The following is a 24,572-nucleotide window of genomic DNA, read 5'->3' as shown; positions in this document are numbered from 1 at the left end:
CCGTGACGGGCGGAACGGGCGGCCGCGCGGCGCAGGCGTCGCTGTTGCTGGCTGGGTTGACGGCGACCGGCCTGGGCGGCGCCGTGGGTGGCAGCGCGGGCTGGGTGGTGGTCGCGGTCGGCGTCGTCTGCGCGCTGGCGGCGCTGTGGATGGCGTGGAACGCGCACCGGCGGGTGGGCGGGGCGGTGGACGCGATCCGCGCGCTGCTGGAAGACCCGCAGGCGATTGCCGATCCGGCCGCCTCGGTGGCGCGCCTGAACGAACTGCTGGCGGACAAGGTGGGTTACGCCACCCGCATGGGTGGGCTGGCACGCGAACTCGCCGCCTTCAGCGGCAGCCAGGTGTCGACCTTCACCGAGGTGGTGGACGCCACCGACCGCCAGGCCGCGCTGGCGCGCGAGGCGGTTGGCAGCGTGGTGGCGATGGCGGGCGCGGCCGACGACGTGGCGGCGGGCGCGGCGCATCTGGTGGGCCTCGCTACCCAGGTCAGCAGCCATGCCGCCAACGGCGGCGAGCGGGTGGCGCGGGTGGCCGCCGGGGTGAAGGAACTTGCCGAGGTGATCGCGGGCGTCGGCCGCGAGTTCGACGGCCTGCGCGGCCAGGTGGCGCGCATCGGCGAGATCGTCCGCATCATCCAGGAGATCGCCGGGCAGACCAATCTGCTGGCGCTCAATGCTGCCATCGAGGCGGCCCGCGCCGGCGAGCAGGGGCGCGGCTTCGCGGTGGTGGCGGACGAAGTGCGCAAGCTCGCCGAACGCACCGCGACCGCGACCGTCAGCGTGGACGAGATCATCGACGGCATCGGCCGCGGTTTCGACCATCTCAAGCACGGCATCGACGCGGTGACCGGCATGGCGCACGACGGCGTCGCCCGCAGCGGCGAGGCGATGGCGACGCTGGAAGGCATCGCCGCCGCCGCGCGCGACAGTGAAAGCGCGGTGGCCGAGATTGCCGCGCGCGCCACCGCCGGGGCGCAGACCGGCGGCGCGGTGGTGGAGGCGATGACCGGCGTCGACACGCTGGCGCGCATGCTCGACGACCGCATCAACCTCTGCAACGACGGCCTGCGCGGGCTGATGCTCAAGCTGGTCGACATGAAGGCGCTGGCCGGGCGGCTGGAGGTGCAGCACGACGCGCTGGGCGCGGTGCTGGACGCGATCGAGGAAACCCGGGTGAACAACATCATGGTGCTCAACGCGCGCACACCGGAGCAGGCGCTGCCGCATATCGAACGCATCGAAGTGCTGGACGGCGAGATGGACACCCAGCTCGCCCGCCTGGATGCGGCGGCCTTGGCGCTGCCGTTGCGCACACTGCGCGACAGGCTGGCCGCCTACCGCCGGGTGCGCGACGACGCGCTCGCCCATGCGCGCCGCGGGGATCTGGAACAGACGCGCAAGCTGGCGCCGGCCCAGGTGCGGCCCGCCTACCAGGCGGTGAAGGAGGCCTATGCCGCGCTCGCCGCTGCGGCGTGATGCCGGGCGGCGCTATCACGTTCGCGGTAGAGTGCGGGACAGACGGAAGAACACGGTCAGGCCCCCGGCAGAGGGGCGCGACCCGGAGGCGTGATGGGGACTGAAAAACAGGGGCTGGTCGAGCAGTTCAATTTGCGCTCGCGGCTACGCTTCGATATCGACGGCGGCAACATCTGGCTGGACGAGAGCCGCATGCTGCTGCTGCACGCCCAGGCGATGGGCGCCTTGCGCACCGAGCTGTTCCGCTCCCTCGGCGTGGAACGTGCGCGCGGCCTGCTGGTGCGCATGGGCTTCGCCTCGGGACAGCAAGACGCCGACCTCGCGCGCAAGCTGTTCCGCGACAGCGAGCGCGAGGACGTCTTCCGGCTGGGGCCGGAACTGCACGCCTTCGAAGGCCTGGTGCGCACCCGCATCCTCAACGCCCAGCTGGATTGGGAGCAGGGCAGCTTCATCGGCGACGTGAAGTGGGAGAACTCCTGGGAGGCGGAGGCGCACGTCCGCGATTTCGGCATCGGCGATTCGCCGGCCTGCTGGAGCCTGATCGGTTACGCCTCCGGCTACGTGACCCGCTTCTTCAATCGTTTCATCGTCTTCCGCGAGACCCATTGCGTCGGCAAGGGTGACGAACACTGCGTGCTCGTCGGCAAGCCGGCGGAGGAGTGGGGCAATGCCGATGCTTACCTCGACTACTTCCGCCCCGGCGATATCGAGGGCGAACTCGCCGAACTGCGCGAGGAACTCGCGCGCCTGCGGGCCTCGCTCGGCGGCGCCTGCCAGCGCGACGACCTGATCGGCAGTTCGCCCGCCTTCGAGGCGGCCTTCGAGCTGGTCCGCAAGGCGGCGGGCAGCGCCATCAACGTGCTGCTGCTCGGCGAGACCGGCGTCGGCAAGGAGGTGTTCGCGCGCTGGCTGCACGCCCACAGCGACCGCGCCGACAAGCCCTTCGTCGCGATCAACTGCGCGGCGATTCCGCACGACCTGATCGAGGCGGAACTCTTCGGCGTGCAGAAGGGCGCCTACACCGGCGCCCAGCAATCCCGCGCCGGCCGCTTCGAGCGCGCCGACGGCGGCACGCTGTTCCTCGACGAAGTCGGCGACCTGTCGCCGGCGGCGCAGGTGAAGCTGCTGCGGGTGCTGCAGTCCGGCGAGGTGGAACGCCTCGGCGACGACCAGACGCGCAAGGTGAACGTGCGCCTGGTGGCGGCCACCAACGTCAATCTGCCGCAGGCGATCCGGCAGGGCAGCTTCCGCGCCGACCTCTACTACCGGCTCGCCACCTACCCGGTGGCCATCCCGCCGCTGCGCGACCGCCGCAGCGACATCCCGCTGCTCGCCCAGGCCCTGCTCGGCAAGTACGAGGCGGTCTATCACAAGAAGCTGCAGGGCATCACCGACCGCGCCATCCGCGCGCTGGTCGATTACCCCTGGCCGGGCAACGTGCGCGAACTGGAGAACGTGATCGAACGCGGCGTGCTGCTGGCACCGCCGGGCGGACGGCTGGAGGAAGAGCACCTGTTCGCCGGCGCGGAGTCGGTGGTGCCGGCGGGCGTGGAACTCGATACCGGCGGGCATCTGTGCGATGCGAGGGAGAGTTCGCACAACAAGCTGTGCGAGGCGCTGCTGAAGGAGGGCTTCAACCTCGAAGCGCACGAGGCGCGGCTGATCGAACTGGCCGTGCAGCAGGCCAAGGGGAATCTCACGCATGCGGCCAGGGCGCTGGGGATTACGCGGCGGCAGCTGGCTTACCGGTTGAAGCAGAACACGGCCGCGGCGGAGTAGGGGAGGGCCTCAGGCAGGTTTCTCGCGGGTCTTGGCGCATCTGGATACGCCCCATCGGTTCCGAACCGCTGGGGCGTTTTTGTTCAGTTTCCTCCCCCCCACCGCGACCCAGGAGCTTTCGCTGCGTCGCGTCGTCAGCCCGGCGGCGAACGGTGTTTGCCGAACCCCTGTTTCGCTGCCTTGAAGGGGAAAGGGCAAAGCCATTTCCCCTGCTGCAGTGCACCTCGACGTTTTTGTCCACCAAAACCCCCGCCTTACCAATTTGTAAGGCCCGTTCGCGTCCCCTTTCCCGCCCCACCGCCCGCCGCTTCTCCCGCCCCCAATAAAAACAAGCACTTGACCCTGATGGCACGCCCTCTGCATTAACAGCGCTTACCTGCCCATCAATCGAGCTGATCCAAAGCCCGGCGTGACAAAAAGGGCAGGGCAGACAAAGGAGGCCTTACATGGGTGTGAACGTGCATATCGAGGACACCGGCGAGCGCTACGACTGCGTGCCGGGTGAATCCCTCTTGAAGGCGATGCTGCGGCTGGGGCGGCGGGGGATTCCGTCCGGCTGCCACGGTGGCGGCTGCGGGGTCTGCAAGGTGGAGATCACCCGCGGCGCGGTGACCACCGGGGCGATGAGCCGCGCCCACGTCAGCGCCGACGAAGAGGCGCGCGGCTGCCTGCTCGCCTGCAAGGCGTATCCGCTCTCCGACGTTTCGCTGCGTGTGCTGGGCCGCATGCACAAGAACGTCTGCCGCCCGGCCGCCAAGGCCTGAGCGGCGCTTCATTCCAATAACGAGGAGGAGTACCAGATGGCATTGACTGGCGTACTGCGCCCGGGTCACGCGCAACTGCGCGTGTTGAACCTGGAAGAAGGTGTGCACCACTACCGCGACGTGCTCGGCATGGTGGAAACCGGCCGCGACGAACAGGGCCGGGTGTATCTGAAGTGCTGGGACGAGCGCGACCACAACAGCCTGGTGCTGCGCGAGGCCGACCAGGCCGGGATCGACTTCGTCGGCTTCAAGGTGCTGGACAAGGCGACGCTCGACAAGCTGGAAGGCGACCTGCGCGCCTACGGCCTCGCCACCGAGCGCATCCCCGCCGGCGAGCTGCTGGCCACCGGCGAGCGCGTGCGCTTCCGCCTGCCGTCCGGGCACGACATCGAGCTCTACGCCGAGAAGCGGGCGGTGGGCAACGGCCTGCAGGTGCTCAACCCGGCGCCGTGGACCAAGGCCTCCGAGAACGGCATCGCCCCGGTGCGGCTTGACCACTGTCTGCTCTACGGCCCCAACATCGCCGAGGTGCAGAAAATTTTCTGCGACGTGCTCGGCTTCTACCTGGTGGAGCGGGTGCTGACCCCGGACGGCGCGGGCAACGTGGCGATCTGGCTGTCGTGCTCGCACAAGGTGCACGACATCGCCTTCGTCGAGCACCCGGAGCCGGGCAAGCTGCACCACCTGTCCTTCCTGCTGGAGAGCTGGGAAGAGGTGCTGCGCGCGGCCGACATCATGGCGATGAACAACGTCACCGTGGATATCGGCCCCACCCGCCACGGCGTCACCCGCGGCTGCACGATCTACGCCTGGGACCCGTCGGGCAACCGCTTCGAGACCTTCATGGGCGGCTACCAGCCCTACCCGGACTACGAGCCCACCACCTGGACTTTCGACGGGCTGGGCGCCGGCGGCGGACTCGACTACCCGCAGCGCAAGCTGCACGAGAGCTTCCTGAGCGTGGTGACCTGATGGCCCCATTCGACACCACCCGCCGCTACGTCCGTGTCACCGGCGAGCGCGATAACGGTTTCGTCGAGTTCGACTTCGCCGTCGGCGAACCGGAGATCTTCGTCGAGATGATCCTGCCGCCGGCCGCCTTCGCCGAGTTCTGCCACGCCAACCACGTCGAGCGCCTGGAGGCCGCGGCGGGCGAGGGTGGTGCCGACGACTGGAACTGGCGCCTCGCCGACGCCACCCGCACCCGCTTCAAGCCGCAATAACCCACAACAGGGCGCCGCCATAGAGCGCCCGCCGAGGAGACATCCATGCAGATCGACCTGCGCACGGTGAGCATCCAGCCGTTGCGGAACACCTTCGACCACCTCGCGCGCCGCTTCGGCGACAAGCCGGCGTCGCGCTACCAGGAGGCGAGCTACGACATCCAGGCCGCCGAGAACCTGCACTACCGCCCCACCTGGGCGCCGGAGCAGCAGCTCTACGACGCTTCCATCACCAGGATCGTGATGCAGGACTGGTACGCGCTGAAGGACCCGCGCCAGTACTACTACAACACCTACACCCTGGCCCGCGCCCGCCAGCAAGACACCGCCGAAGCCAATTTCGAGTTCGTCGACAGCCGCGGCCTGGCCGACAGGCTGCCGGACGCGCTGCGCAACACCGCGCTGGCGGTGCTGGTGCCGCTGCGTCACGCCGCCTGGGGCGCAAACCAGCACAACAGCTTCATCTGCGGCTACGGCTACGGCGCAGCCTTCACCCAGCCCTGCATGTACCAGGCGATGGACAACCTCGGCATCGCCCAGTACCTGTCGCGCCTCGGCCTGCTGCTGGGCGGCACCGAGGCGCTGGAAGCCGGCAAGCGCGCCTGGATGGACGGCGCCGCCTGGCAGCCGCTGCGGCGCTACGTCGAGGACTGCCTGGTGGTGCGCGACCCCTTCGAGCTCTTCGTCGCGCAGAACCTGGCGCTGGACGGCCTGCTGTACCCGCTGATCTACGAACGCATCGTCGATGACGATTTCTCGGTGCGCGGCGGCTCGGCGGTGGCGATGCTCACCCGGTTCATGACCGACTGGTTCGCCGAAACGCGCAAGTGGGTGGATGCGGTGGTGAAGGTCGCCGCCGCTGAATCCGCTCAAAACCAGGCGCAGCTCAGCGAATGGACGCAGGCGTGGAGCAGCCGCGCGGCGGCGGCGCTGCTGCCGGTGGTGGAGCTCGCGCTCGGCGCCCAAGCGGACGAGGCCGTCTGCGAACAGCTGGCGGGCCTGAAGCAGCGGCTCGACAAGATCGGCATCACCCTCTGAGGCACGCCATGTCCACCGTATTCATTGCCCTGCAAGCCAACGAAGAAACCCGCCCCATCATCGACGCCATCGAACTCGACAACCCCAGGGCGGTGGTCCATCGCCAGCCGGCGATGGTCAAGATCGACGCCCCCGACGAGCTGGTGATCCGCAAGCAGACCATCGAGGAGCAACTCGGCCGCGCCTTCGACCTGCAGGAACTGCAGATCAACCTGATCACCCTCTCGGGCAACGTCGACGAAGACGACGAAACCCTGACCCTGCGCTGGAACAGCTGACCCCGGAGACCCGTCATGGACATGAAAGTCGAAAAGAAGAAGCTCAACCTCAAGGACAAGTACAAGCTGCTGACCCGCGACCTGGGTTGGGAGCCGAGCTACCGCAGCAAGGACGAGATCTACCCCTACGTGAAGTACGAGGGCCTGAAGGTGCACGACTGGGACAAGTGGGAAGACCCCTTCCGCCTCACCATGGACGCCTACTGGAAGTACCAGGCCGAGAAGGAGCGCAAGTTCTACGCGATCATCGACGCCCACACCCAGAACAACGGCCACCTCAACATCACCGACGCGCGCTACCTCACCGCGCTGAAGATCTTCCTGCAGGCGATCAGCCCGGGCGAATACGCCGCGCACAAGGGCTTTGCCCGCGCCGGGCGCGAATTCGCCGGCGTCGGCACCCAGGTCGCGTGCCAGATGCAGGCCATCGACGAACTGCGCCACGCCCAGACGCAGATCCACGCGATGTCCAACTACAACCGCTACTACAACGGTTTCCACGCCTTCGCCGACGCCCGCGACCGCATCTGGTACACCTCGGTGGCGCGCTCCTTCTTCGACGATTCGATGTCGGCCGGGCCGTTCGAATTCATGATCGCGATCGGCTTCAGCTTCGAATACGTGCTCACCAACCTGCTGTTCGTGCCCTTCATGTCCGGCGCCGCCTATAACGGCGACATGGCCACGGTGACCTTCGGCTTCTCGGCGCAATCCGACGAAGCGCGCCACATGACGCTCGGCCTGGAATGCATCAAGTTCATGCTGGAACAGGACCCGGACAACCTGCCCATCGTCCAGGCCTGGATAGACAAGTGGTTCTGGCGCGGCTTCCGCGTGCTCGGGCTGGTGAGCACGATGATGGATTACATGCTGCCCAAGCGCGTGATGTCCTGGCGCGAAGCCTGGGAAATCTACGGCGTGGAAAACGGCGGCGCGCTGTTCCGCGACCTCGCCCGCTACGGCATCCGCCCGCCCAAGGGCTGGGACGACGCCGAAAAGGCCATCGACCACATGTCGCACCAGCTGATGCTGGGCCTGTACCAGTGGAGCTTCGGCACCGCCTTCCACAGCTGGATTCCGTCCGACGAGGACATGGACTGGCTGTCCGCCAAGTACCCGGCCACCTTCGACAAGCACTACCGCCCGCGCTGGAACCACATCAAGAAGCTCGCCGCCGCCGGCACGCCGTACAAGAACTTCGGCCTCGCCAAGCTGTGCCAGTGCTGCCAGCTGCCCATCGTGTTCACCGAGCCGGACGACCCAACCATGCTGTGCAACCGCGAAACCACCTACAAGGGCGAGAAGTACCACTTCTGCTCCGATGGCTGCCAGGACGTGTTCGAGCATGAGCCGGAGAAATACATCCAGGCCTGGCTGCCGATGCCGGCGCTGTTCCAGGACCAGCAGGGCGACATCGGCGCCTGGATGGACTGGGTGAGCCTGAAGGACGGCACCGACAACGGCGACTACGCCGGCTCCGAGGACCAGCGCAACTTCCAGCAATGGCGCGGGCTGGCGACATCCAACCAGTAATCCCTTCCACAAGGCTTCCACCGCAGCTTCCGTTCCGGGGTCCGGCCCCGGCGGGAGCCCTCATGCCAGGAGAATCGAAATGCCCGTCACCGCCATCCGGGAATACGTCGGCGTCCCGCGCGACCCGGCCGCCAACTTCCACGGCAAACAGCTCGTGTATGTGAGCTGGGACCGCCACCTGCTGTTCGCCGCCCCCTTCCTGATCTGCCTGCCGCCGGAAACCCCGTTCCGCGAGCTCGTCGAAGGCCCGCTGAAGGCGCTGATGTCGCCCGACCCGGACGCCGCCGCGGTCGACTGGAGCCGGGTGGAATGGCTGAAATCCAACCAGCCCTGGACGCCGGACTTCGACGCCAGCCTCGCCGCCAACGGCATCGGCCACAAGGACCAGCTGCGCCTGCGCACGCCCGGCCCCAACAGCCTGTCGCCCGCTGCCTGAGCACCACGGCGGGCCGCCCGCCTGCCGCCCCGCGCATCGACGCCAGCGGGGCAGGGCGGCGGCAGCGCGCCCGCCGGCAACACCCCACGGAGGAGCCATGAGCTACGAACTGACGATAGAACCCCTCGGCCAGACCATCGAGATCGAAGAGGGGCAAACCATCCTGGACGCCGCGCTGCGCGCCGGCATCTACCTGCCCCACGCCTGCTGCCACGGCCTCTGTGCCACCTGCAAGGTGCAGGTGAGCGACGGCGACGTCGACCACGGCGCTGCCTCCAGCTTTGCGCTGATGGATTTCGAGCGCGACGAGCGCAAATGCCTCGCCTGCTGCGCCACCGCCGAAAGCGACCTGGTGATCGAAGCCGAAATCGAAGACGACCCCGACGCCCTCAACCTGCCGGTGCGCGACTTCGACGGCGTGGTGAGCCGCATCGAAAGCCTCACGCCCACCATCAAGGGCGTGTGGATCAAGCTCGACGCACCGGACGGCATGCGCTTCCAGGCCGGCCAGTACATCAACCTGCACCTGCCCGAAGGCATCGGCACCCGCGCCTTCTCCATCGCCAGCCCGCCATCGGCGGCGGGCGAAATCGAACTCAACATCCGCATCGTCGCCGGCGGGCAGGGCACGGGCTATGTGCACGAACACCTGAAAGCCGGCGACCCCATCCGCATCACCGGCCCCTACGGCCGCTTCTTCGTGAAGAAATCCGCCCGGGTGCCGGTGGTGTTCATGGCCGGCGGCTCCGGGCTATCCAGCCCGCGCTCGATGATTCTCGATCTACTGGAAGAAGGCTTCGACCTGCCGATCACCCTGGTGTACGGCCAGCGCAGCCGCGCCGAGCTGTACTACCACGATGAATTCCTGGCGCTTGCGGAGCGCCATCCCAACTTCCGCTACGTGCCGGCGCTGTCGCACGAGCCGGAAGGGTCGGGCTGGAGCGGCTTCCGCGGCTTCGTGCATGAGGCCGCGAAGGCCGCGTTCGACAACGACTTCCGCGGGCACAAGGCCTACCTGTGCGGGCCGCCGCTGATGATAGACGCGTGTATCACGACGCTGATGCAGGGGCGGTTGTTCGAGCGGGATATTTATATGGAGAAGTTCATTTCCGCGGCGGATGCGCAGCAGGTTAGGAGTCCGTTGTTTAAGGCGATTTGAGGGGGTTGAGTGCGTTTGCCTATAGCGACCGGTCGCCACGCCTGCGGCAGGAGGTTCGAACGCGCAGCCTTCGATGTCGATAACACCTCTGCTCACCTGCAGTTGCTTGTGCCGATTGGCGTATCGCGGGCCGAATCCATGTCGGCTCGGGTTATTCAGAACCCACCACAGATGCCGGATATACGACTGCAGGTGATTCACCCCGGAAAGTCGGAAACATGATCTGTCTTAATTTACGGGGCGTTCATAGAGGAATGGTTAGCCGTCATTTTGCTGTCGCGTCGATCCAGCGATACACCAAGGACGCCCCCCAACTTGCAATGATTCCAAGCACGAAGTAGGGAGCCGCTCGCACCGCGCGAAATCCGTAGTACTCGATCCGGTATCTGGCTCGCGGCCGGCTTGATCGAGCTTCCAGCCGCTGCACACCAGCGATCCTCCCCGAAACCATAGGCGAGTCGCTGTACTTTTCTCTGTCTTCCTCGACCAGGAACTGGAGAACAAACTCGTCGCCGGGATTGAGAAGAACTGGCGAAACAACGAAGGTGTTTCCTGCGTTACTCACAGATGCGCCGAGATTCTCTGGGTGCGCATCACTAACCGCTACGCCGAGAACCCGCAGTTCGTCCTCGAACTTGACAGACAGTGGCTCCACGAAATCGGCGGGGGTGATCGGCGTGTTTCCCAGGTTGAAGAAGCTCACTTCGCGCGTGCTCAGCCCGCTCACAGGATTCCCATCCAGGGTGACGACCAATCGGTCTCGAAGCGCCTTGTTGAAGAGGTAGAACACTGGGCTATCGAAAGAAAGGTGGTACCCCAGTGCTTTTCGTTGCTGTTGGTATCGGATCGCTAGAACCGCTACCACGAGGGCGAGCATGGAAGTGAGAACGCCGATGAATTGCCAAATCGGGTCGCGGAGAACTTGGTCCATAGGTGCGTTTGACGGCTAACGTTTGTGCTAACCAGCGAGCAAAAGTGTAGCTTTTGCGAGTCCAATGAGCGAAGCGAACGGTGTTGAGCACATAGTTATGCCCAATCTAAAGGTGAGGTTGACCGCATACTCCCACCATTAAGCCGAGTCTTGCATTCCTCTATTATGTCTTTTGAAATGCCATCGAGGTTTGGGTAGATGAAAGATGTCTTAATACCATATTTTCCTAGGCGCCACCGAATCTCTTCCTTTGCGGCGCAGGGAAATGTGTACTTGGCGACGCTGTTTTTGCTGCTTTCAACTGAATGGTTCGGATGGATTGTGAATACACCTGCTTGATTCACATAACGAATGTCACTGTGGCTAGGCTGGATGCCATATTCTTCTTTTAATTCAAATGGATCAATGTCGCCGGATAACCATTCTGTTTGCATTTTTTTGTAAACTGCGAAATCGTTTTCATTGTTATTTTGTGTGGCAAAGAAAAGTGCTACTAATGGATTAGTTGTCCAATCTAGTAGTCGCGTTGGTATTCCGTAGTGCTGTGCGAGAAAAAGCCATTCTATTTTCAACTTTGGCTCGCGCTTTATGTATGGGATTGCTCTTAATTGAAATTCTTCAAAGACTTCCTGCTCAAAATCGAACCTCGATTTTTCGTCTTTGGCGGGGATTCTCGCAATTGATGGGGAGAGTTCATATGAGGCTTGGGAGACCCCGCGAAAAATCATTGTATGAGTATCCCATAAAGGTGTTTTTAGAAACTCTTCCAAGCTTTCTATGTAAAACTCTCTCATGTGATTTCCATTTGCATAACGTTGGTTAAGGGGCGGGCTTTATTCCGTCCCGAGTGAGCGAGGCGAACGATTTTGAACCAACTGTTAGAGGGATGTCCTCTTTTTTAATCTCGATTGGCCTCGCTGATTTTATTTTTTTTAGGGCATCACTTATTAGTTCGTTCCGCTTTATGGAAAAAATGTCTTGAATATAGATGCTGCTTAGGCATTGGGTTAATGAGCTCCAGATTACGGACTTAGGTTCTTTTATTAGGAGATTAACGCCTTCGATAACTTCGGTTTTTGTAGAAATTTTTTTCAGACGCAAATTTAGGGCGGAATGGTATCTTTCTTGCTTTTCTTTGGTAGCGTTCGAGAAATAATTTTCTAAAGAAAACGTCACATTTGATGCGTTGTGTACGAGCATGTTTCTAAGCTCCGATAGCTCAGAGATAAATCGCCTTTCTGCTTTGCTCAAGAGTTTTAAAGCTGAAATAAAGGCGATTTTTCCATATTTTTTATTGCTCATATCAAGGTGCGCAAATATGTCGATGAGCTCGTATTTTCCGAAATAATGGCAGAGCATGCCTGAACACGCTGACTCTAGTAATGCGTGCGATTTAATGATGAGAGACCAGTCATCTTCATTGATAAGGCCGTCAATGAATTTTTGAGGGAGGCCGAAAGCCTCCTCAAGTGCCGCCAGATCATCGGTGCCTTGTTTCATCGCCACACACGTATTTCCTCTGACGTTCAAAATCATCGGCCTTGCGCGGTTTTATGCGCAAGGTCCGGTGCATTGCAGGGTTGGGCATCATCTTCAGCGAAGAGAACGTTGAAGTTCAATAGGTCGACCAATTTCTCTATCGTTGATACCTGCGCCTGAATGAAATCTACTTGGGAGATGAGGTCAGAGGCATTCTGCTTTACCCAGTCTGGAACTGCAGGAGCCTCTGCAAGAAACCTACTCGCCTCGGCCCTAGCTTGATCTTGGGTGAGAAGAGGCTTCAAAAGGCCCACTTCTTCTAAGTGCTTTGCAATGTATGGGCCGACCGCCTCTTCGCACTTAGCAATAATTTCAATTAAGTACCCACCAAAAGCCGAAAATGACTTCTTCCCATTTCGATCAGACACCCTTTTAGGGGCTATGACAAGAAGACGATTTTCATGAACATGCGCCGCTGAACATATGTCTAGCCCACGATGAACAATGCTGTTTCGGAGCTCGCGAATGTAGTCGTAATTGCCCTTCCCATCCGGAAAACCTTCGAAGGAAAGAGCCGCGTTTAGCTGGTCTTTGAACCGTGTGCTGAATTCGTAGCTCGGCTCGCACAACAACTCAGTGGCGGAGACAAGGGCAACAAAATACTCGGAGTAGTACTGACGTACCTCCTTCTGTTGCTCCGGACACAATGGACAACGGAGTCCAAGTGCGTTCTTGAGCGCGAGATTCTTTGACTCGAAGTACCACTCGAGTGCCGAGCGTAGCTCAGAGTGTCGGATTGCCGCAGCATTCATGATGCCCAATGTGCTTTAGTCCGCAAATCCGCGGACTCATCCGGAGATCTGCGGTATAGATCGAAAAATACCGCATTGGTAACGAGCTGACGCATAAGCACTTTTGCGTGTATCCCAGGTTATACACAGTCCTAAATGGGGGTCCAAACCCGGCGACGTGTCGGCAATAATGTATGTCGAACGGATGAAGTGTAACTGTGACGTATTGCTCGTGGCTGGCCACGGCCATTCGCTTGGCGTGGGCTGGCTATCGGCTCAGGGCGAAGCTTGATTGCCGACTCAGGCGATGCAGCAGTTGTAGCAGCGCTCAGACACCTGCTCTCGGCCTTAGCTGCTCATCGAAGTGCTCGACGCAAGGCAAAACGAGCGGCGTATGGCTGTCCAGTACAAGCATATGCAGTCGGTCTCGCTTACGGCCGCCCGGGGAGAAGGTGCGCATTGCGCGCTTGCTGGCGAGGCCGCCGCGATCATGCCGTGGCGGGCGACAGTGGAGGCGCCGGCCAACCGGGTTGGCTACCAGGATGCGAGCACCTTTGCGCGCCTGTTCTGCTAGCAGGTGGGGATGGGGCTCGGGGCGCGTACCGGGTGCGTTCTCGGGATCGCGGGGCGGGCCACTTGCCGGGGTGGTGGGCGGCGATGAAGGCGCCTGAAGCGCAGTCGCCGCACCCGAGCAGGGTTGGGCATCCCGATACCCTGAAGGTATTCAGTTTCGAAAAATAAGGTATTGGACGGTATTTCTCCCGCTTCTTAGACTCAGTTTCGAATAGAACCCAACGCCATCCCGCCGCTTCCCAAGGCAGCGCGGCGGCGGGGCGGATAACGGAGGAGCAGATGCGTCAGATCGACAACTTCATTGCCGGCGAATATCGCGCCGCCGCCAGTGGCCGGCGTTTCGAGAAGCGTTCGCCGGTGGATAACACGGTGATCGCCTCGATCAGCGAGGCCGGACGGCCCGAGGTGGATGCGGCGGTGCAGGCGGCGCGCGCGGCGCTGCACGGCGAATGGGGCGGGCTGACCACTGACCAGCGCGTCGAACTGCTGTATGGCGTGGCCAACGAGATTACCCGCCGCTTCGAGGATTTCGTCGAGGCCGAGATGGCCGACACCGGCCAGCCTTCGCATGTGATGCGCCACGTGTTCATCCCGCGCGGCGCGGCCAATTTCAAGGTCTTCGCCGACGTGGTGAAGAACGTGCCGACCGAGGCTTTCCAGATGGCGACGCCGGACGGCGCCGGGGCGCTGAATTACGCGATCCGCGTGCCCAAGGGCGTGATCGGCGTGATCTGCCCGTGGAACGCGCCCTTCCTGCTGATGACGTGGAAGCTGGGTCCGGCGCTGGCCTGCGGCAACACCGTGGTGGTGAAACCCTCCGAGGAAACGCCCAACACCGCCGCGCTGCTGGGCGAGGTGATGAACGCGGTGGGTGTGCCCAAGGGTGTGTACAACGTGGTGAACGGCTTTGGGCCGGATTCCGCCGGCGCCTTCCTCACCCAGCATCCGGGCGTGGATGCGATCACCTTCACCGGCGAAACCCGCACCGGCGCGGCCATCATGAAGGCGGCTTCCGAGGGCATGCGCGATGTGTCCTTCGAGCTGGGCGGCAAGAACGCCGGCATCGTCTTCGCCGATGCGGATTTCGACGCCGCGGTGGATGGCATCTTCCGCTCCGCCTTCCTCAACACCGGGCAGGTCTGCCTCGGCACCGAGCGGGTGTATGTCGAGCGGCCGATCTTCGAGCGCTTCGTGCAGGCGCTGAAGCTGAAGGCCGAGGCGGTGAAGTACGGCCGCCCGGAAGACCACGCCGCCAGTTACGGCCCGCTGATCAGCCAGGAGCACAAGTGCAAGGTGCTGTCCTACTACGCCAAGGCGGTGGAGGAGGGCGCCACCGTGGTGACCGGCGGCGGCGTGCCCGACATGCCCGGCGAACTGGCCGAGGGCGCCTGGGTGCAGCCGACGATCTGGACGGGCCTGCCCGAAACCGCCGCGGTGGTGCGCGAGGAAATCTTCGGCCCCTGCTGCCACATCCGCCCCTTCGACAGCGAACAGGAAGTGGTCGCGCTGGCCAATGCCACCGACTACGGGCTTTCGACCACGATCTGGACCACCAATCTGGCGCGCGCCCACCGCGTTGCGGCGCGGGTGGAGGTGGGCATCACCTGGATCAACAGCTGGTTCCTGCGTGATCTGCGCACGGCCTTCGGCGGGTCGAAACAGTCCGGCATAGGGCGCGAGGGCGGGGTGCATTCGCTGGAGTTCTACACCGAGACGCGGAATGTCTGCGTGAAGTTGTAGGGCGGTCGGCGCCGCGCGACCCCATCCCATCTCCCCACCCACAGAGGGATCCATGAACGAGGAACAGATCCGCCACTACGGCGACGCGCTCTACGAAGCGTGGCTGGCGCGCCGCACCATCCCGCCGCTGGTCGAGCAGGCGCCAGAGATCACCCTGGACGATGCCTACCGCATCCAGCAGCGCTACGTGGCGCGCCGGCTGCAGGCGGGCGAGACCATCGTCGGCAAGAAGATAGGCGCGACCAGCAAGCCGGTGCAGGACTTTCTCGGCGTGTTCCAGCCGGACTTCGGCCAGCTCACCTCGGGCATGGTCTACCAGGAAGGCGACACGCTGCCGCTGGATACGCTGATCCAGCCCAAGGCCGAGGCCGAACTCGCCTTCGTGCTGAAGGATGACTTGCAGGGGCCGGGCGTGACGGCGATGGACGTGATCCGCGCCACCGACTACGTGGTGCCCTGCTTCGAGATCGTCGATTCGCGCATCACCGACTGGAAGATCCGCATCCAGGACACGGTGGCGGACAACGCTTCCTGCGGCGTGTATGTGCTCGGCAAGACCAAGGGCGATCCGCGCCGGCTGGACATCACGCTGGCCGGCATGGTGCTGGAGAAGAACGGCGAGCTGTACTCCACCGGCGTCGGCGCTGCGGTACAGGGTTCGCCGGCCAACGCGGTGGCCTGGCTGGCCAACACGCTGGGTGAGCGGGGCATTCCGTTCAAGGCTGGCGAGGTGATCCTGTCCGGCTCGCAGTCGGCGCTGGTGCCGGTGGCCGATGGCGACGAACTGGTGTGCACCGTGGGCGGGCTCGGCAGCTGCCGGGTGAAATTTGCAGGAAGGAGCGCGGCATGAGCCAGAACCTGACCCTGTCGCGCGAGGACATCGTGCGCCTGTGCGAGCGCGTCGAAGGCGCGCAGACCCGCGCCAGCGCCATCCCCAAGCTCACCGACGAATACCCGGCGATGACCATCGCCGACGGCTACGCGGTGCAGAACGAACTGCGCCGCCGCTACCTCGCCCAGGGCCATCGCCAGGTGGGCTGGAAGGCGGGGCTGACGTCGAAGGCCAAGATGAAGCAGATGGGCGTGGACGTGCCCTCCATCGGCTTCCTCACCGACCGCATGGCGCGCCCGGAAAACGCGGCGATTTCCACCGCCGACCTGGTGCATCCGCGCGTCGAGTGCGAGGTGGCCTTCGTCATGAAGCGCGAACTGCGCGGCCCTGGCTGCACTGCGGCGGACGTGCTGGCCGCTACCGATTACGTGCTGCCGGCGGTGGAGATCATCGATTCGCGCTTTGCCGGCTTCAAGTTCGACCTGCCCAGCGTGATCGCCGATAACGGCTCTTCCGCGCGCTTCGTCGGCGGCGGGCGGGCGCGCTATGTCGAGGAACTGGACCTGCGCACGCTCGGCGTGGTGCTGGAGAAGAACGGCGAGATCGTCGCCATGGGCGCCTCGGCGGCGGTGCTCGGCCATCCGGCCGAGGCGATTGCGATGCTGGTGAACATCCTCGCCGAACTCGGCGAGACGCTGCCCGCCGGCAGCTTCGTGATGAGCGGCGGCATTACCGAGGCCATCGCGGTCAAGCCCGGCGACAGCGTGGTGGCGCGCTTCCAGGAGCTGGGCAGCGTGTCGATGCGCTTCGTGGCCTGAGGGATTTCAAGGGGGAAACATGCCAATCATCGAGATGCACCTGATGGAGGGGCGCACCGTCGAGCAGAAGCGGGCGGTGGCCCAGGCCGTCACCGAGGCGGTGACGCGCAGCCTGGGGGTGCGGCAGGACAGCGTGCGCATCCTGATTACCGAACACGGCGACGAGGAGTTCTTCGTCGGCGGCATGAACATGGCCCAGCGCGCCGCAGCCCAGCGCGCGGTGGCGCAAGCGGAGGAGAGGCAATGAACAAGATCAAATGCGCGTTGATCGGCTCGGGCAACATCGGCACCGACCTGATCTACAAGATCAAGCGCAGTCCGGTGCTGGAGCCGGTGTGGATGGTGGGCATCGACCCCGCCTCCGAAGGGCTGGCGCGTGCCCGCGAGCTGGGCCTCAAGACCACCGCCGACGGCGTGGATGGCCTGCTGCCGCATGTGCTGGAAGACGGCATCCAGATCGCCTTCGACGCCACCAGCGCCTATGTGCATGCGGAGAACTCGCGCAAGCTCAACGAGCTGGGCGTGATGATGATCGACCTGACGCCCGCCGCCATCGGCCCGCTGTGCGTGCCGCCGGTGAACCTGCGCCAGCATGCCGACCGCGTGGAGATGAACGTGAACATGATCTCCTGCGCCGGCCAGGCGACGATTCCCATCGTCAACGCGGTGTCGCGCGTGCAGGGCGTGGAATATGCCGAGATCGTCGCCAGCCTGTCATCGAAGTCGGTCGGCCCTGGTACCCGCGCCAACCTGGACGAATTCACCTACACCACCTCGTCGGCCATCGAGAAGGTCGGCGGTGCGAAGAAGGGCAAGGCGCTGGCCATCATCAACCCGGCCGAGCCGCCGCTCATCATGCGCAACACCATCTACTGCCTCACCGAAGGCACGCCGGACCAGGCGCGCATCACCGAATCCATCCTGCAGATGATCGGTGAAGTGCAGAAATACGTGCCCGGCTACCGGCTGGTGAATGGGCCGAGCTACGACGGCAACAAGGTCTCGGTGTTCATGGAGGTCGCCGGCCTGGGCGACTATCTGCCGAAGTACGCCGGCAACCTGGACATCATGACCGCGGCGGCAACGCGCACCGCCGAGATGTTCGCCGAGGAGATCCTGGCCGGAAAGATCAAGCTGAAGACCGTGGAGGTGGCGTGATGAGCGAATCGAACCTGAAGGGGCGCAAGGTCGTGTTGCACGACATGTGCCTGCGCGACGGCATGCACGCCAAGCGCGAGCAGATCAGCGTGGAGCAGATGGTGAAGGTGGCCACCGCGCTGGACGATGCCGGCATTCCCTACCTGCAGGCGACCCACGGCGCCGGGCTGGGCGGCAATTCGCTGCAGCACGGCTTTGCGCTGGCGAGCAACGAGGAATACATCTCGGCGGTGGCATCGCGGATGAAGCAGGCGAAAGTGTCTGTGCTGCTGATTCCCGGCCTGGGCACGATGCGCGAACTGCAGGCCGCCTACGACGCCGGCGCCCGCAGCGTGCATGTGGCCACCCACTGCACCGAGGCCGACACCGCGCCCCAGCACATCGCCTTCGCCCGCAAGCTGGGCATGGACACCACCGGCTTCCTGATGATGTCCCACCTCAACGACGCCGCCGGCATCGCCCAGCAAGGCAAGCTGATGGAGTCCTACGGCGCGCAAACGGTGTACGTGACCGACTCCGCCGGCTACATGCTGCCGGCCGACGTCACCGCGCGGGTGCGCGCGCTGCGCGAGGTGCTGAAGCCGGAAACCGAAATCGGCTTCCACGGCCACCACAACCTCGGCATGGGCATCGCCAATTCCATCGCCGCCATCGAGGCCGGCGCCAGCCGCATCGATGGCTCGGTGGCCGGCCTGGGCGCTGGCGCCGGCAACACGCCGCTGGAAGTGTTCGCCGCGGTGTGCGAGCGCATGGGCATCGAGACCGGCGTCGATCTCTTCAAGCTGATGGACGTGGCCGAGGACGTGATCGTGCCGATGATGGACCACATGGTCCGCGTCGACCGCGAATCGCTGACGCTGGGGTTCGCCGGCGTGTATTCCACCTTCCTGCTGCACGCCAAGCGCGCGGCGGAGCGCTTCGGCGTGCCGGCGCGGGACATCCTGGTCGAGCTGGGCCGCAAGAAGATGATCGGCGGGCAGGAGGACATGATCCAGGACACCGCGATGACGATGGCGCGGGAGCGCGGGGTGGTGACGGGCGCGGCTTGAGCGCCGTCGACTCCGGGCTGACCGTCAGTCGCCGCACTTTTGCTCCTTCCCCCTCGACGGGGAAGGAGAAGAACACCGCGCCCGCGGCCAAGGTCGGGCGCGGAGCAGAAAAAACAACAGAGGAGACAACAACATGGCACTACGAGGTCTGCTGCGGCTCGGCGAAGTCGCGATCCGCGTACTCGACATGAGCGCCGCGCGCGAGCACTACGGCCGCCGCCTCGGTCTGCACGAAGTGATGCAGGGCGAAGGCGGCCGGGTCTATTACAAGGCCTGGGACGAGCACGATCACCACTGCCTGGTGCTGCGCGAGGCCGATTCCGCCGGCATGGACTACTTCGCCTTCAAGGTCTATGACGACGCCACGCTCACCGAACTGGCGCCGAAGATCGAGGCCTTCGGGCTGAAGGTGGAGCACATTGCCGCCGGCGTCTATCCGCACTCCGGCCGGCGCCTGCAGTTCCGCCTGCCGAGCGGACACCTGATGCAGCTCTACGCTCACAAGGAGCAGACCGGCAACACCCTGGGCACGCGCAATCCGGGCGTGATGCCGGACGAAGGCGTGATCCGCGGCTGCCGCATCAACCGGCTGGACCACTGCCTGCTCGGCGGCCCCAACATCGACCGGAACGCGCGGCTGTTCCGGGAGGTGTTCGAGTTCGACCTGAGCGAGCGCCTGATCGATGTGGACAGCGAGGCCTCGCTCGCACTCTTCCTCAGCTGCTCCACCAAGCCGCACGACATCGCCTTCGTGCTGCAGCCGGACGAGGCACGCTTCCATCACGTGTCTTTCCTGCTGGAATCGACCTACGACGTGATTCACGCCGCCGACCTGATCGGCAAGTACCGCATTCCGGTCGATGTCGGCCCCAACCGCCACGGCGTCACCCGCGGCGCGACCATCTATTTCTTCGACCCGTCGGGCAATCGCAACGAGGTTTTCTCCGGCGGCTACGTGCATTACCCGGACACGCCGACGCTGACCTGGGATACCAGCGAGCTGGGCGCGGCGACCTTTGCGCAGGACAACATCCCGCGCGAGAGCTTCCTGACCGTGCTCACCTGAGTTGCCACAGGAAGGAAACGCATGAAATCACAACAGGAAATCGCAGTCGTCGTCGGCGCCACCGGCGCTTTCGGCCAGGCCATCGTCTCGCGGCTGGCGGGGCAGGGGTTGGCGGTGGTGGCGGTGGCGCGCTCGGTGAATGCGCTGGACGCGCTGCGCGAGCGCTGCCCGGGCCTGCGGCCCTGCGCCGCCGACATCGCGTCGGACAGTGCCATCGCGGCGATAGGCGCCGCGGTCGACGGGCCGGTGCGGATGGTGGTGCACGGCCCCGGCGTGGCGGTGGCGGGCGGCATTCTCGGCGCGCCGACGGCGTCGATGACCGAGGCGGTGAACATCAAGGTCGGCGGGCTGCTGCGCCTGGTGCGCGCGGTCGATGACAAGCTGCTGCGGGGCGCGCGCATCGTCGCCATCGGCGGCCACTACGGCCTCGAACCCACCGCTTACGCCGCCGCCGCCGGCGTGGCCAACGCGGCGCTGATCAACGTGGTGCGCCAGTTGAGCCTGGCCTACGGCGAGCGCGGCATCACCGCCCACACCATCGCCCCCGGCCCGGCCGACACCGAGCGCCTGCACCGTGTCGCCGCCGACCGGGCCGCGCTGCGCGGCATCAGCGTGGATGCGGTGCTGGATGAAATGCGCGGCGAATCCTCGATCGGCGCGCTGACCACGCCGGAGCAGGTGGCCTGGGCGGTGTCGCTGCTGCTGGCGCCCGAAGCCGACGCGATGACCGGTTCGACGCTGATGCTGGACGCCGGCCGCCGCCGCGGCCTGCCCTGAGGAGGCGGCGATGCCGATCCTGCATTTCCATCTCGCTGAAGGGCAGTACACGGCGGAGCAACACGAGACGCTGTTGGTGGAGTCCAGCCGTTTCTTCGCTGAAGTGCTCGCCTGCCCGGTGGACCGCGTGCGGGTATTCATCCAGCTCTACCGGCCGGAACTCGTGGCGGTGGGCGGCGTGCCGCTGTGCCGGGAGGTGCGGCGGGCACCGTACTTCAGCTTCGTCGTGATGGAAGGGCGCTCGCTGGCCGACCGCCAGCGCCTGCTGCATGGCTTTACCGACATCGTCGAACGGGTGCTCGGCGTCGATCGCGCCCTGGTGCGCGGCGGCATCGTGCCGGTGGTGCCGGAGAACTGGGGGATCGGCGGCGTGCCGGCCAGCGTCATGCGGCAAGGCGAGGTCGCGGCTCGAGCGGGCAAGACTTGCTGACCCCTCTGGCTTAAGCCGCGCCTGGCTTTTTCCCTGGCGGCGCTGCCTCACTGGCGGGCGCCGCGCGGGGCTGTCAGCGCCACGACAGCCCGCAAGCAGTCCGGCCGCTGGCTGGCCGCAGGCGCTGCCGGCCGGTGGCGCTTCATCCAGGTTGCCTCGCTACCCTGGAATCACCTCTGCAAGGGGCTCCAGCCTCATCGCGGCAGCGGCTGTCAAACCCCCGGCGCCCGGCCACCGCGGACTGAATCAGCTGCTCATGGCCGGCGCCGGTGTCGCCAGCACGGTGTTGAGCTCGAAGCCGCTGTCCGCCGCCTGGGCCGGCGTCGGCGAGCGGCCGGCGTCCAGCATGCGGCGGGCGAGCATGTGCACCTGCGGCTGGTTGAGGGAATCCACCGCCAGCAATTGCTCGCCGCGATAGTGGAACAGCGAGAAGGCGTGCGCCTCCTGACTGCCGCGCAGCACGCTGCGGTCGGCACCGGCGGCGAGGCCGGCCATCTGCAGCTTGACCTCGTACTGGTCGGACCAGAACCACGGCCGGGCGCTGAAGGGGCGCTCGCGGCCAAGCAGCGCGGCGGCGGCGGACTTGCCTTGCTCCACCGCCGCCTGCACCGACTCCAGCCGGCGCAGGCTGCCATCTTCCAGCCGGGTGACGGTGCAGTCGCCGCTGGCAACCACGTTGGGCGCAGAAGTGCGCGAGCAGGCATCCACCAGGATGCCGCGATCGCAGGCGATGCCGGCGGCGGCGGCCAGCTCGTCATTGGGCAGCACGCCGATGCCGGCGACCACCAGCCCGGCTTCGAACTCGCGGCCGTCGGCGCAGCGCACGCCATGGGCGCGGCCCTGCTCGCCGAGGACCGCCGCCACGCTCACGCCCAGCTCCACCCGCACGCCGTGGGCGCGATGCAGCGCCAGGTAGAAGTCCGACAGCGCCGGTGGCACCGCCCGCGCCATCAGCCGCTCCGCCGCTTCCAGCACGGTGACGCGCTTGCCCTGGGCGGCGGCGACCGCGGCGAATTCCAGGCCGATGAAGCCGCCGCCTATCACCACCACCGCTTCGGTCGCGGCCAGGGCTTCGGCGATGCGGCGGGTGTCGTCCAGGGTGCGCAGGCCGAACACGCCGTCCAGCTCCGCGCCGGGCAGCGGCAGCGCGCGGTTGCGCGCGCCGGTGGCCAGCGCCAGGCCTTCGTAGTCCAGCTGGCTGCCATCGGCCAGCGTCAGCGTCTGCCGGGCGATGTCGAGGGCGGCGACGCGGCTGCCGGGGCGGAAGTCGATGCGCTTCTTCGCCAGCGCTTCCGGGCTGCGGATGAAGAGCTGGGCCTCTTCCGCCTTGCCGGCAAGGTAGGCCTTGGACAGCGGCGGCCGGTGGTAGGGCGGCACCGCTTCCTCGCCCAGCAGCAGGATGCCGCCCTCCCAGCCTTCGCTGCGCAGGGACTCGGCCACCTGCAGGCCGGACTGGCCGGCGCCGACGATGACGATGGGCGCGCCCATGTCAGCTCTGCGCCGCCGGCAGTTCCACCAGGATGCCTTCCAGCGCGGCCGTGGCCTTGACCTGGCAGGCCAGCCGGCTGTTGGGGCGGCGCTCGGCCACCACGTTCTCCAGCATCGCCGCTTCGTTGTCGGCGGCCGGCGGAATGCGCGCCAGCGCGGCTTCGTCGATGTAGCAGTGGCAGGTGGCACAGGCGCAGGAGCCGCCACATTCGGCCTCCATGCCATCCACGCCGTTGGACATGGCGCCCTGCATCAGGCTCCAGCCTTCGGGCACATCGATTTCCTGCCGGCCGCCGTTGGGTTCGACGTAAGTGATCATGACCATGGTTTGTCTCCTCTCGATATGGGGATGCGTGTTCTGTGTTGCGGACTGTGTTGCGGAAAATGCAGCGCGACCGCCGGCGCGGGGCCGGCGGTCGTCCTGGGTGACGCAGTGCTTCAGCCGACCGCCAGATCCAGCCGCAGCGGGCTGCGGAAGGTGGAGGAGGGCATCCACGGCAGTTGCTCCTGCACCCGGCTGTACTCCGGGAAGACCTTGTGGAATTCCTCGAAGGCCATCTTCACCGCCATGCGGGCGATGGCGGTGCCCAGGCAGGCGTGGGTGCCGCCGCCGAAGCCGAGGTGGCCGCGCGGCTTGCGGTCGATGTCATACACGTCCGGGTTGGCGAACTGGCGTTCGTCGCGGTTGCCGGAACCGTAGGCGAGGCAGATGAAATCGCCTTCCTTCAGTTGCTGGCCGTGCAGCTCGATGTCGCGGGTGAGGCAGCGGCGGAAGCGCTGGGCGGAGGTGTTGAAGCGCAGCGACTCCTCGATGGCTTCCGGCAGCAGCGCCGGATCGGCCACCACCCGGCGGCGGGCCTCGGCGTGGTCGGCGAGGTTGAGCGCGAACATCGACATGAAGCCGCCCAGCGATTCGATGCCGGCCATGATCAGCGTGGTGGTGGTGAGCAGCACCTCGCGCTCGGACAGGCGCTCGCCGTCGATCTCGGCCAGGCTGAACTGGGAGATCAGATCCTCGCCCGGCTGCTTCACCCGCTCTGCGATGATGCCGCTGGCGTACTCGCTCATCCAGTTGAAGGCGGCGATGTGGGCCGGGCCCTTCTGCCGCGTGGCCGGGTCGGACTGCACCATCAGCACCGCGCGGTCGCGCACCGCCACCTCGTCGCCCGGCGGCAGGCCGAGCACGCGGAACAGCACTTTTACGGTGAACTTGGAGGCGAAGTCCTCGACGAAATCGAACTGGCGCTGACCCAGCAGCGGCTGCAGCGCGTCGATGGCCGCCTCGCGGATGGCGCCGTCCAGCGAGGCCAGGTTGCGCTTCATGAAGGCGTGTTGCACCAGGCCGCGCAGACGGTCGTGGCGCGGGGGATCGGTGGTGCCCAGGGTGGCGCCGGCGCGGTTGGGCAGCTCGGTCATCAGGTTGCCGCGCGCCGAGGAATACGTCTGCCAGTCGTTGAGCGCGGTCACGATGTCGGCATAGCGCGACAGCACCCACATATTGGCTTCCTGGCTCCAGAAGCAGGGATGCTCGTCGCGCAGGGTGCGGTAGAACGGGAACGGGTCCGCGTCCACCGCTGGTGAATAGGGATCGAAGCTGAACATGTCTCCTCCTTGTCGGGCGCCGCCGGCTGGCGGCACCGCATCTGGGCGGGCCGCCGGAGCCGGCCCCGCCATGCGGCAACTTTAGGGACAAGACCCTGGCGCGAAAATGGACTAAGCCGGAGGCGGCTTGTACTATTCCGTCAATCTGCGTAC

Annotated in this window: 27 protein-coding genes; 20 read left to right on the top strand and 7 right to left on the bottom strand. The window is 65.3% G+C overall.

What is annotated here, in order from left to right:
• Positions 1 to 2 precede the first annotated feature (2 nt).
• From C7389_RS25140 to C7389_RS10680, 10 genes are all read left to right on the top strand, one after another.
• Positions 3 to 1,475 carry a methyl-accepting chemotaxis protein gene (locus C7389_RS25140; protein WP_281275375.1) on the top strand — a complete coding sequence of 491 codons (1,473 nt, stop codon included), beginning with the start codon at positions 3 to 5 and terminating at the stop codon, positions 1,473 to 1,475.
• 93 nt (positions 1,476 to 1,568) lie between these two features.
• Positions 1,569 to 3,254, top strand: a complete 1,686-nt coding sequence (locus C7389_RS10720) for a sigma-54-dependent Fis family transcriptional regulator (protein ID WP_133591205.1) — start codon at positions 1,569 to 1,571, stop codon at positions 3,252 to 3,254.
• Positions 3,255 to 3,700: 446 nt separating this feature from the next.
• Positions 3,701 to 4,018 (top strand): 2Fe-2S iron-sulfur cluster-binding protein, encoded by a 318-nt coding sequence (locus tag C7389_RS10715; protein ID WP_133591203.1) that lies wholly within the window; start codon positions 3,701 to 3,703, stop codon positions 4,016 to 4,018.
• Between the two features lie 36 nt (positions 4,019 to 4,054).
• Positions 4,055 to 4,990: a catechol 2,3-dioxygenase gene (locus C7389_RS10710; protein WP_133591201.1), complete on the top strand. Its 936-nt coding sequence runs from the start codon at positions 4,055 to 4,057 to the stop codon at positions 4,988 to 4,990.
• On the top strand, positions 4,990 to 5,241 hold the full coding sequence (locus tag C7389_RS10705) for a phenol hydroxylase subunit (RefSeq protein WP_133591199.1): 252 nt from the start codon (positions 4,990 to 4,992) through the stop codon (positions 5,239 to 5,241). Before C7389_RS10710 ends, C7389_RS10705 begins: the two co-directional genes overlap by 1 nt.
• A 45-nt stretch (positions 5,242 to 5,286) precedes the next feature.
• On the top strand, positions 5,287 to 6,279 hold the full coding sequence (locus C7389_RS10700; RefSeq protein ID WP_133591197.1) for a ferritin family protein: 993 nt from the start codon (positions 5,287 to 5,289) through the stop codon (positions 6,277 to 6,279).
• Positions 6,280 to 6,287: 8 nt separating this feature from the next.
• On the top strand, positions 6,288 to 6,557 hold the full coding sequence (locus C7389_RS10695; RefSeq protein ID WP_133591195.1) for an MmoB/DmpM family protein: 270 nt from the start codon (positions 6,288 to 6,290) through the stop codon (positions 6,555 to 6,557).
• A gap of 15 nt (positions 6,558 to 6,572) precedes the next feature.
• Positions 6,573 to 8,090 carry a YHS domain-containing protein gene (locus C7389_RS10690; RefSeq protein WP_133591193.1) on the top strand — a complete coding sequence of 506 codons (1,518 nt, stop codon included), beginning with the start codon at positions 6,573 to 6,575 and terminating at the stop codon, positions 8,088 to 8,090.
• Positions 8,091 to 8,169: 79 nt separating this feature from the next.
• On the top strand, positions 8,170 to 8,526 hold the full coding sequence (locus C7389_RS10685) for a phenol hydroxylase subunit P4 (protein ID WP_133591191.1): 357 nt from the start codon (positions 8,170 to 8,172) through the stop codon (positions 8,524 to 8,526).
• 97 nt (positions 8,527 to 8,623) lie between these two features.
• Positions 8,624 to 9,685, top strand: coding sequence for an NADH:ubiquinone reductase (Na(+)-transporting) subunit F (locus C7389_RS10680; RefSeq protein WP_133591189.1), 1,062 nt, complete (start codon positions 8,624 to 8,626; stop codon positions 9,683 to 9,685).
• A 265-nt stretch (positions 9,686 to 9,950) separates the two neighbouring features.
• On the opposite strand, the gene C7389_RS10675 is transcribed toward C7389_RS10680, so the two are convergent.
• The 4 genes from C7389_RS10675 to C7389_RS10660 form a co-directional block, all read right to left on the bottom strand.
• On the bottom strand, positions 9,951 to 10,475 hold the full coding sequence (locus C7389_RS10675; protein ID WP_133591187.1) for a hypothetical protein: 525 nt from the start codon (positions 10,473 to 10,475) through the stop codon (positions 9,951 to 9,953).
• A gap of 236 nt (positions 10,476 to 10,711) precedes the next feature.
• Entirely contained in the window at positions 10,712 to 11,410 is a 699-nt protein-coding gene (locus C7389_RS10670) for an FRG domain-containing protein (RefSeq protein WP_133591185.1), read from the bottom strand.
• A 25-nt stretch (positions 11,411 to 11,435) separates the two neighbouring features.
• Complete coding sequence (locus C7389_RS10665) at positions 11,436 to 12,122, bottom strand: hypothetical protein (RefSeq protein ID WP_133591183.1); 687 nt, start codon at positions 12,120 to 12,122, stop codon at positions 11,436 to 11,438.
• A 26-nt stretch (positions 12,123 to 12,148) separates the two neighbouring features.
• A complete protein-coding gene (locus C7389_RS10660; protein ID WP_133591181.1) occupies positions 12,149 to 12,907 on the bottom strand; it encodes a hypothetical protein in 759 nt (252 codons plus the stop codon).
• 373 nt (positions 12,908 to 13,280) lie between these two features.
• Here C7389_RS10660 and C7389_RS10655 point away from each other — a divergent pair, with 373 nt between their 5' ends.
• The 10 genes from C7389_RS10655 to C7389_RS10610 all read left to right on the top strand — a co-directional run bounded on the left by C7389_RS10655 (position 13,281) and on the right by C7389_RS10610 (position 21,329).
• The gene (locus C7389_RS10655) at positions 13,281 to 13,460 is read left to right on the top strand and encodes a hypothetical protein (RefSeq protein WP_133591179.1); all 180 of its coding nucleotides are present in this window, start codon (positions 13,281 to 13,283) and stop codon (positions 13,458 to 13,460) included.
• Positions 13,461 to 13,738: 278 nt separating this feature from the next.
• Positions 13,739 to 15,199, top strand: a complete 1,461-nt coding sequence (locus C7389_RS10650; RefSeq protein WP_133591177.1) for a 2-hydroxymuconic semialdehyde dehydrogenase — start codon at positions 13,739 to 13,741, stop codon at positions 15,197 to 15,199.
• 52 nt (positions 15,200 to 15,251) lie between these two features.
• The gene (gene dmpE, locus C7389_RS10645) at positions 15,252 to 16,049 is read left to right on the top strand and encodes a 2-oxopent-4-enoate hydratase (RefSeq protein WP_133591175.1); all 798 of its coding nucleotides are present in this window, start codon (positions 15,252 to 15,254) and stop codon (positions 16,047 to 16,049) included.
• The gene (gene dmpH / locus C7389_RS10640) at positions 16,046 to 16,849 is read left to right on the top strand and encodes a 2-oxo-3-hexenedioate decarboxylase (protein WP_133591173.1); all 804 of its coding nucleotides are present in this window, start codon (positions 16,046 to 16,048) and stop codon (positions 16,847 to 16,849) included. Before dmpE ends, dmpH begins: the two co-directional genes overlap by 4 nt.
• Positions 16,850 to 16,868: 19 nt before the next feature.
• Positions 16,869 to 17,096: a tautomerase family protein gene (locus C7389_RS10635; protein ID WP_133591171.1), complete on the top strand. Its 228-nt coding sequence runs from the start codon at positions 16,869 to 16,871 to the stop codon at positions 17,094 to 17,096.
• Positions 17,093 to 18,007, top strand: coding sequence for an acetaldehyde dehydrogenase (acetylating) (locus tag C7389_RS10630; RefSeq protein WP_133591169.1), 915 nt, complete (start codon positions 17,093 to 17,095; stop codon positions 18,005 to 18,007). The genes C7389_RS10635 and C7389_RS10630 overlap by 4 nt, the downstream gene beginning before the upstream one ends.
• Positions 18,007 to 19,056: a 4-hydroxy-2-oxovalerate aldolase gene (gene dmpG, locus C7389_RS10625; RefSeq protein WP_133591167.1), complete on the top strand. Its 1,050-nt coding sequence runs from the start codon at positions 18,007 to 18,009 to the stop codon at positions 19,054 to 19,056. Before C7389_RS10630 ends, dmpG begins: the two co-directional genes overlap by 1 nt.
• 133 nt (positions 19,057 to 19,189) lie before the next feature.
• Complete coding sequence (locus C7389_RS10620) at positions 19,190 to 20,122, top strand: catechol 2,3-dioxygenase (protein ID WP_133591165.1); 933 nt, start codon at positions 19,190 to 19,192, stop codon at positions 20,120 to 20,122.
• A gap of 21 nt (positions 20,123 to 20,143) precedes the next feature.
• Positions 20,144 to 20,899, top strand: coding sequence for an SDR family oxidoreductase (locus C7389_RS10615; protein ID WP_133591163.1), 756 nt, complete (start codon positions 20,144 to 20,146; stop codon positions 20,897 to 20,899).
• A gap of 10 nt (positions 20,900 to 20,909) precedes the next feature.
• Positions 20,910 to 21,329 carry a tautomerase family protein gene (locus C7389_RS10610; protein ID WP_133591161.1) on the top strand — a complete coding sequence of 140 codons (420 nt, stop codon included), beginning with the start codon at positions 20,910 to 20,912 and terminating at the stop codon, positions 21,327 to 21,329.
• Positions 21,330 to 21,575: 246 nt separating this feature from the next.
• Here C7389_RS10610 and C7389_RS10605 read toward each other — a convergent pair whose 3' ends face one another.
• The 3 genes from C7389_RS10605 to C7389_RS10595 all read right to left on the bottom strand — a co-directional run bounded on the left by C7389_RS10605 (position 21,576) and on the right by C7389_RS10595 (position 24,419).
• Positions 21,576 to 22,817, bottom strand: a complete 1,242-nt coding sequence (locus tag C7389_RS10605) for an NAD(P)/FAD-dependent oxidoreductase (protein WP_133591159.1) — start codon at positions 22,815 to 22,817, stop codon at positions 21,576 to 21,578.
• Between the two features lies 1 nt (position 22,818).
• Entirely contained in the window at positions 22,819 to 23,142 is a 324-nt protein-coding gene (locus tag C7389_RS10600; RefSeq protein WP_133591157.1) for a 2Fe-2S iron-sulfur cluster-binding protein, read from the bottom strand.
• 113 nt (positions 23,143 to 23,255) lie between these two features.
• Positions 23,256 to 24,419, bottom strand: a complete 1,164-nt coding sequence (locus C7389_RS10595; RefSeq protein ID WP_133591156.1) for a cytochrome P450 — start codon at positions 24,417 to 24,419, stop codon at positions 23,256 to 23,258.
• Positions 24,420 to 24,572: the final 153 nt, after the last annotated feature.

It is taken from the genome of Azoarcus indigens, from assembly GCF_004361735.1.
In the GTDB taxonomy this organism is placed as follows: domain Bacteria; phylum Pseudomonadota; class Gammaproteobacteria; order Burkholderiales; family Rhodocyclaceae; genus Azoarcus; species Azoarcus indigens.
Note: the sequence above shows the minus strand (reverse complement) of the source record. Positions and strands in the feature narration are given on the sequence as shown.

Coding starts and splice junctions, on each gene's coding strand:
- C7389_RS10705 (WP_133591199.1), top strand. CDS start 4,990: ATGGCCCCATTCGACACCACCCGCCGCTACGTCCGTGTCACCGGCGAG.
- C7389_RS10655 (WP_133591179.1), top strand. CDS start 13,281: ATGGCTGTCCAGTACAAGCATATGCAGTCGGTCTCGCTTACGGCCGCC.
- dmpE (WP_133591175.1), top strand. CDS start 15,252: ATGAACGAGGAACAGATCCGCCACTACGGCGACGCGCTCTACGAAGCG.
- C7389_RS10685 (WP_133591191.1), top strand. CDS start 8,170: ATGCCCGTCACCGCCATCCGGGAATACGTCGGCGTCCCGCGCGACCCG.
- C7389_RS10635 (WP_133591171.1), top strand. CDS start 16,869: ATGCCAATCATCGAGATGCACCTGATGGAGGGGCGCACCGTCGAGCAG.
- C7389_RS10710 (WP_133591201.1), top strand. CDS start 4,055: ATGGCATTGACTGGCGTACTGCGCCCGGGTCACGCGCAACTGCGCGTG.
- C7389_RS10650 (WP_133591177.1), top strand. CDS start 13,739: ATGCGTCAGATCGACAACTTCATTGCCGGCGAATATCGCGCCGCCGCC.
- dmpG (WP_133591167.1), top strand. CDS start 18,007: ATGAGCGAATCGAACCTGAAGGGGCGCAAGGTCGTGTTGCACGACATG.
- C7389_RS10610 (WP_133591161.1), top strand. CDS start 20,910: ATGCCGATCCTGCATTTCCATCTCGCTGAAGGGCAGTACACGGCGGAG.
- C7389_RS10630 (WP_133591169.1), top strand. CDS start 17,093: ATGAACAAGATCAAATGCGCGTTGATCGGCTCGGGCAACATCGGCACC.
- C7389_RS10720 (WP_133591205.1), top strand. CDS start 1,569: ATGGGGACTGAAAAACAGGGGCTGGTCGAGCAGTTCAATTTGCGCTCG.
- C7389_RS10600 (WP_133591157.1), bottom strand. CDS start 23,142: ATGGTCATGATCACTTACGTCGAACCCAACGGCGGCCGGCAGGAAATC.
- C7389_RS10690 (WP_133591193.1), top strand. CDS start 6,573: ATGGACATGAAAGTCGAAAAGAAGAAGCTCAACCTCAAGGACAAGTAC.
- C7389_RS10660 (WP_133591181.1), bottom strand. CDS start 12,907: ATGAATGCTGCGGCAATCCGACACTCTGAGCTACGCTCGGCACTCGAG.
- C7389_RS10715 (WP_133591203.1), top strand. CDS start 3,701: ATGGGTGTGAACGTGCATATCGAGGACACCGGCGAGCGCTACGACTGC.
- C7389_RS10680 (WP_133591189.1), top strand. CDS start 8,624: ATGAGCTACGAACTGACGATAGAACCCCTCGGCCAGACCATCGAGATC.
- C7389_RS10700 (WP_133591197.1), top strand. CDS start 5,287: ATGCAGATCGACCTGCGCACGGTGAGCATCCAGCCGTTGCGGAACACC.
- dmpH (WP_133591173.1), top strand. CDS start 16,046: ATGAGCCAGAACCTGACCCTGTCGCGCGAGGACATCGTGCGCCTGTGC.
- C7389_RS10620 (WP_133591165.1), top strand. CDS start 19,190: ATGGCACTACGAGGTCTGCTGCGGCTCGGCGAAGTCGCGATCCGCGTA.
- C7389_RS10670 (WP_133591185.1), bottom strand. CDS start 11,410: ATGAGAGAGTTTTACATAGAAAGCTTGGAAGAGTTTCTAAAAACACCT.
- C7389_RS10615 (WP_133591163.1), top strand. CDS start 20,144: ATGAAATCACAACAGGAAATCGCAGTCGTCGTCGGCGCCACCGGCGCT.
- C7389_RS10695 (WP_133591195.1), top strand. CDS start 6,288: ATGTCCACCGTATTCATTGCCCTGCAAGCCAACGAAGAAACCCGCCCC.
- C7389_RS10595 (WP_133591156.1), bottom strand. CDS start 24,419: ATGTTCAGCTTCGATCCCTATTCACCAGCGGTGGACGCGGACCCGTTC.
- C7389_RS10605 (WP_133591159.1), bottom strand. CDS start 22,817: ATGGGCGCGCCCATCGTCATCGTCGGCGCCGGCCAGTCCGGCCTGCAG.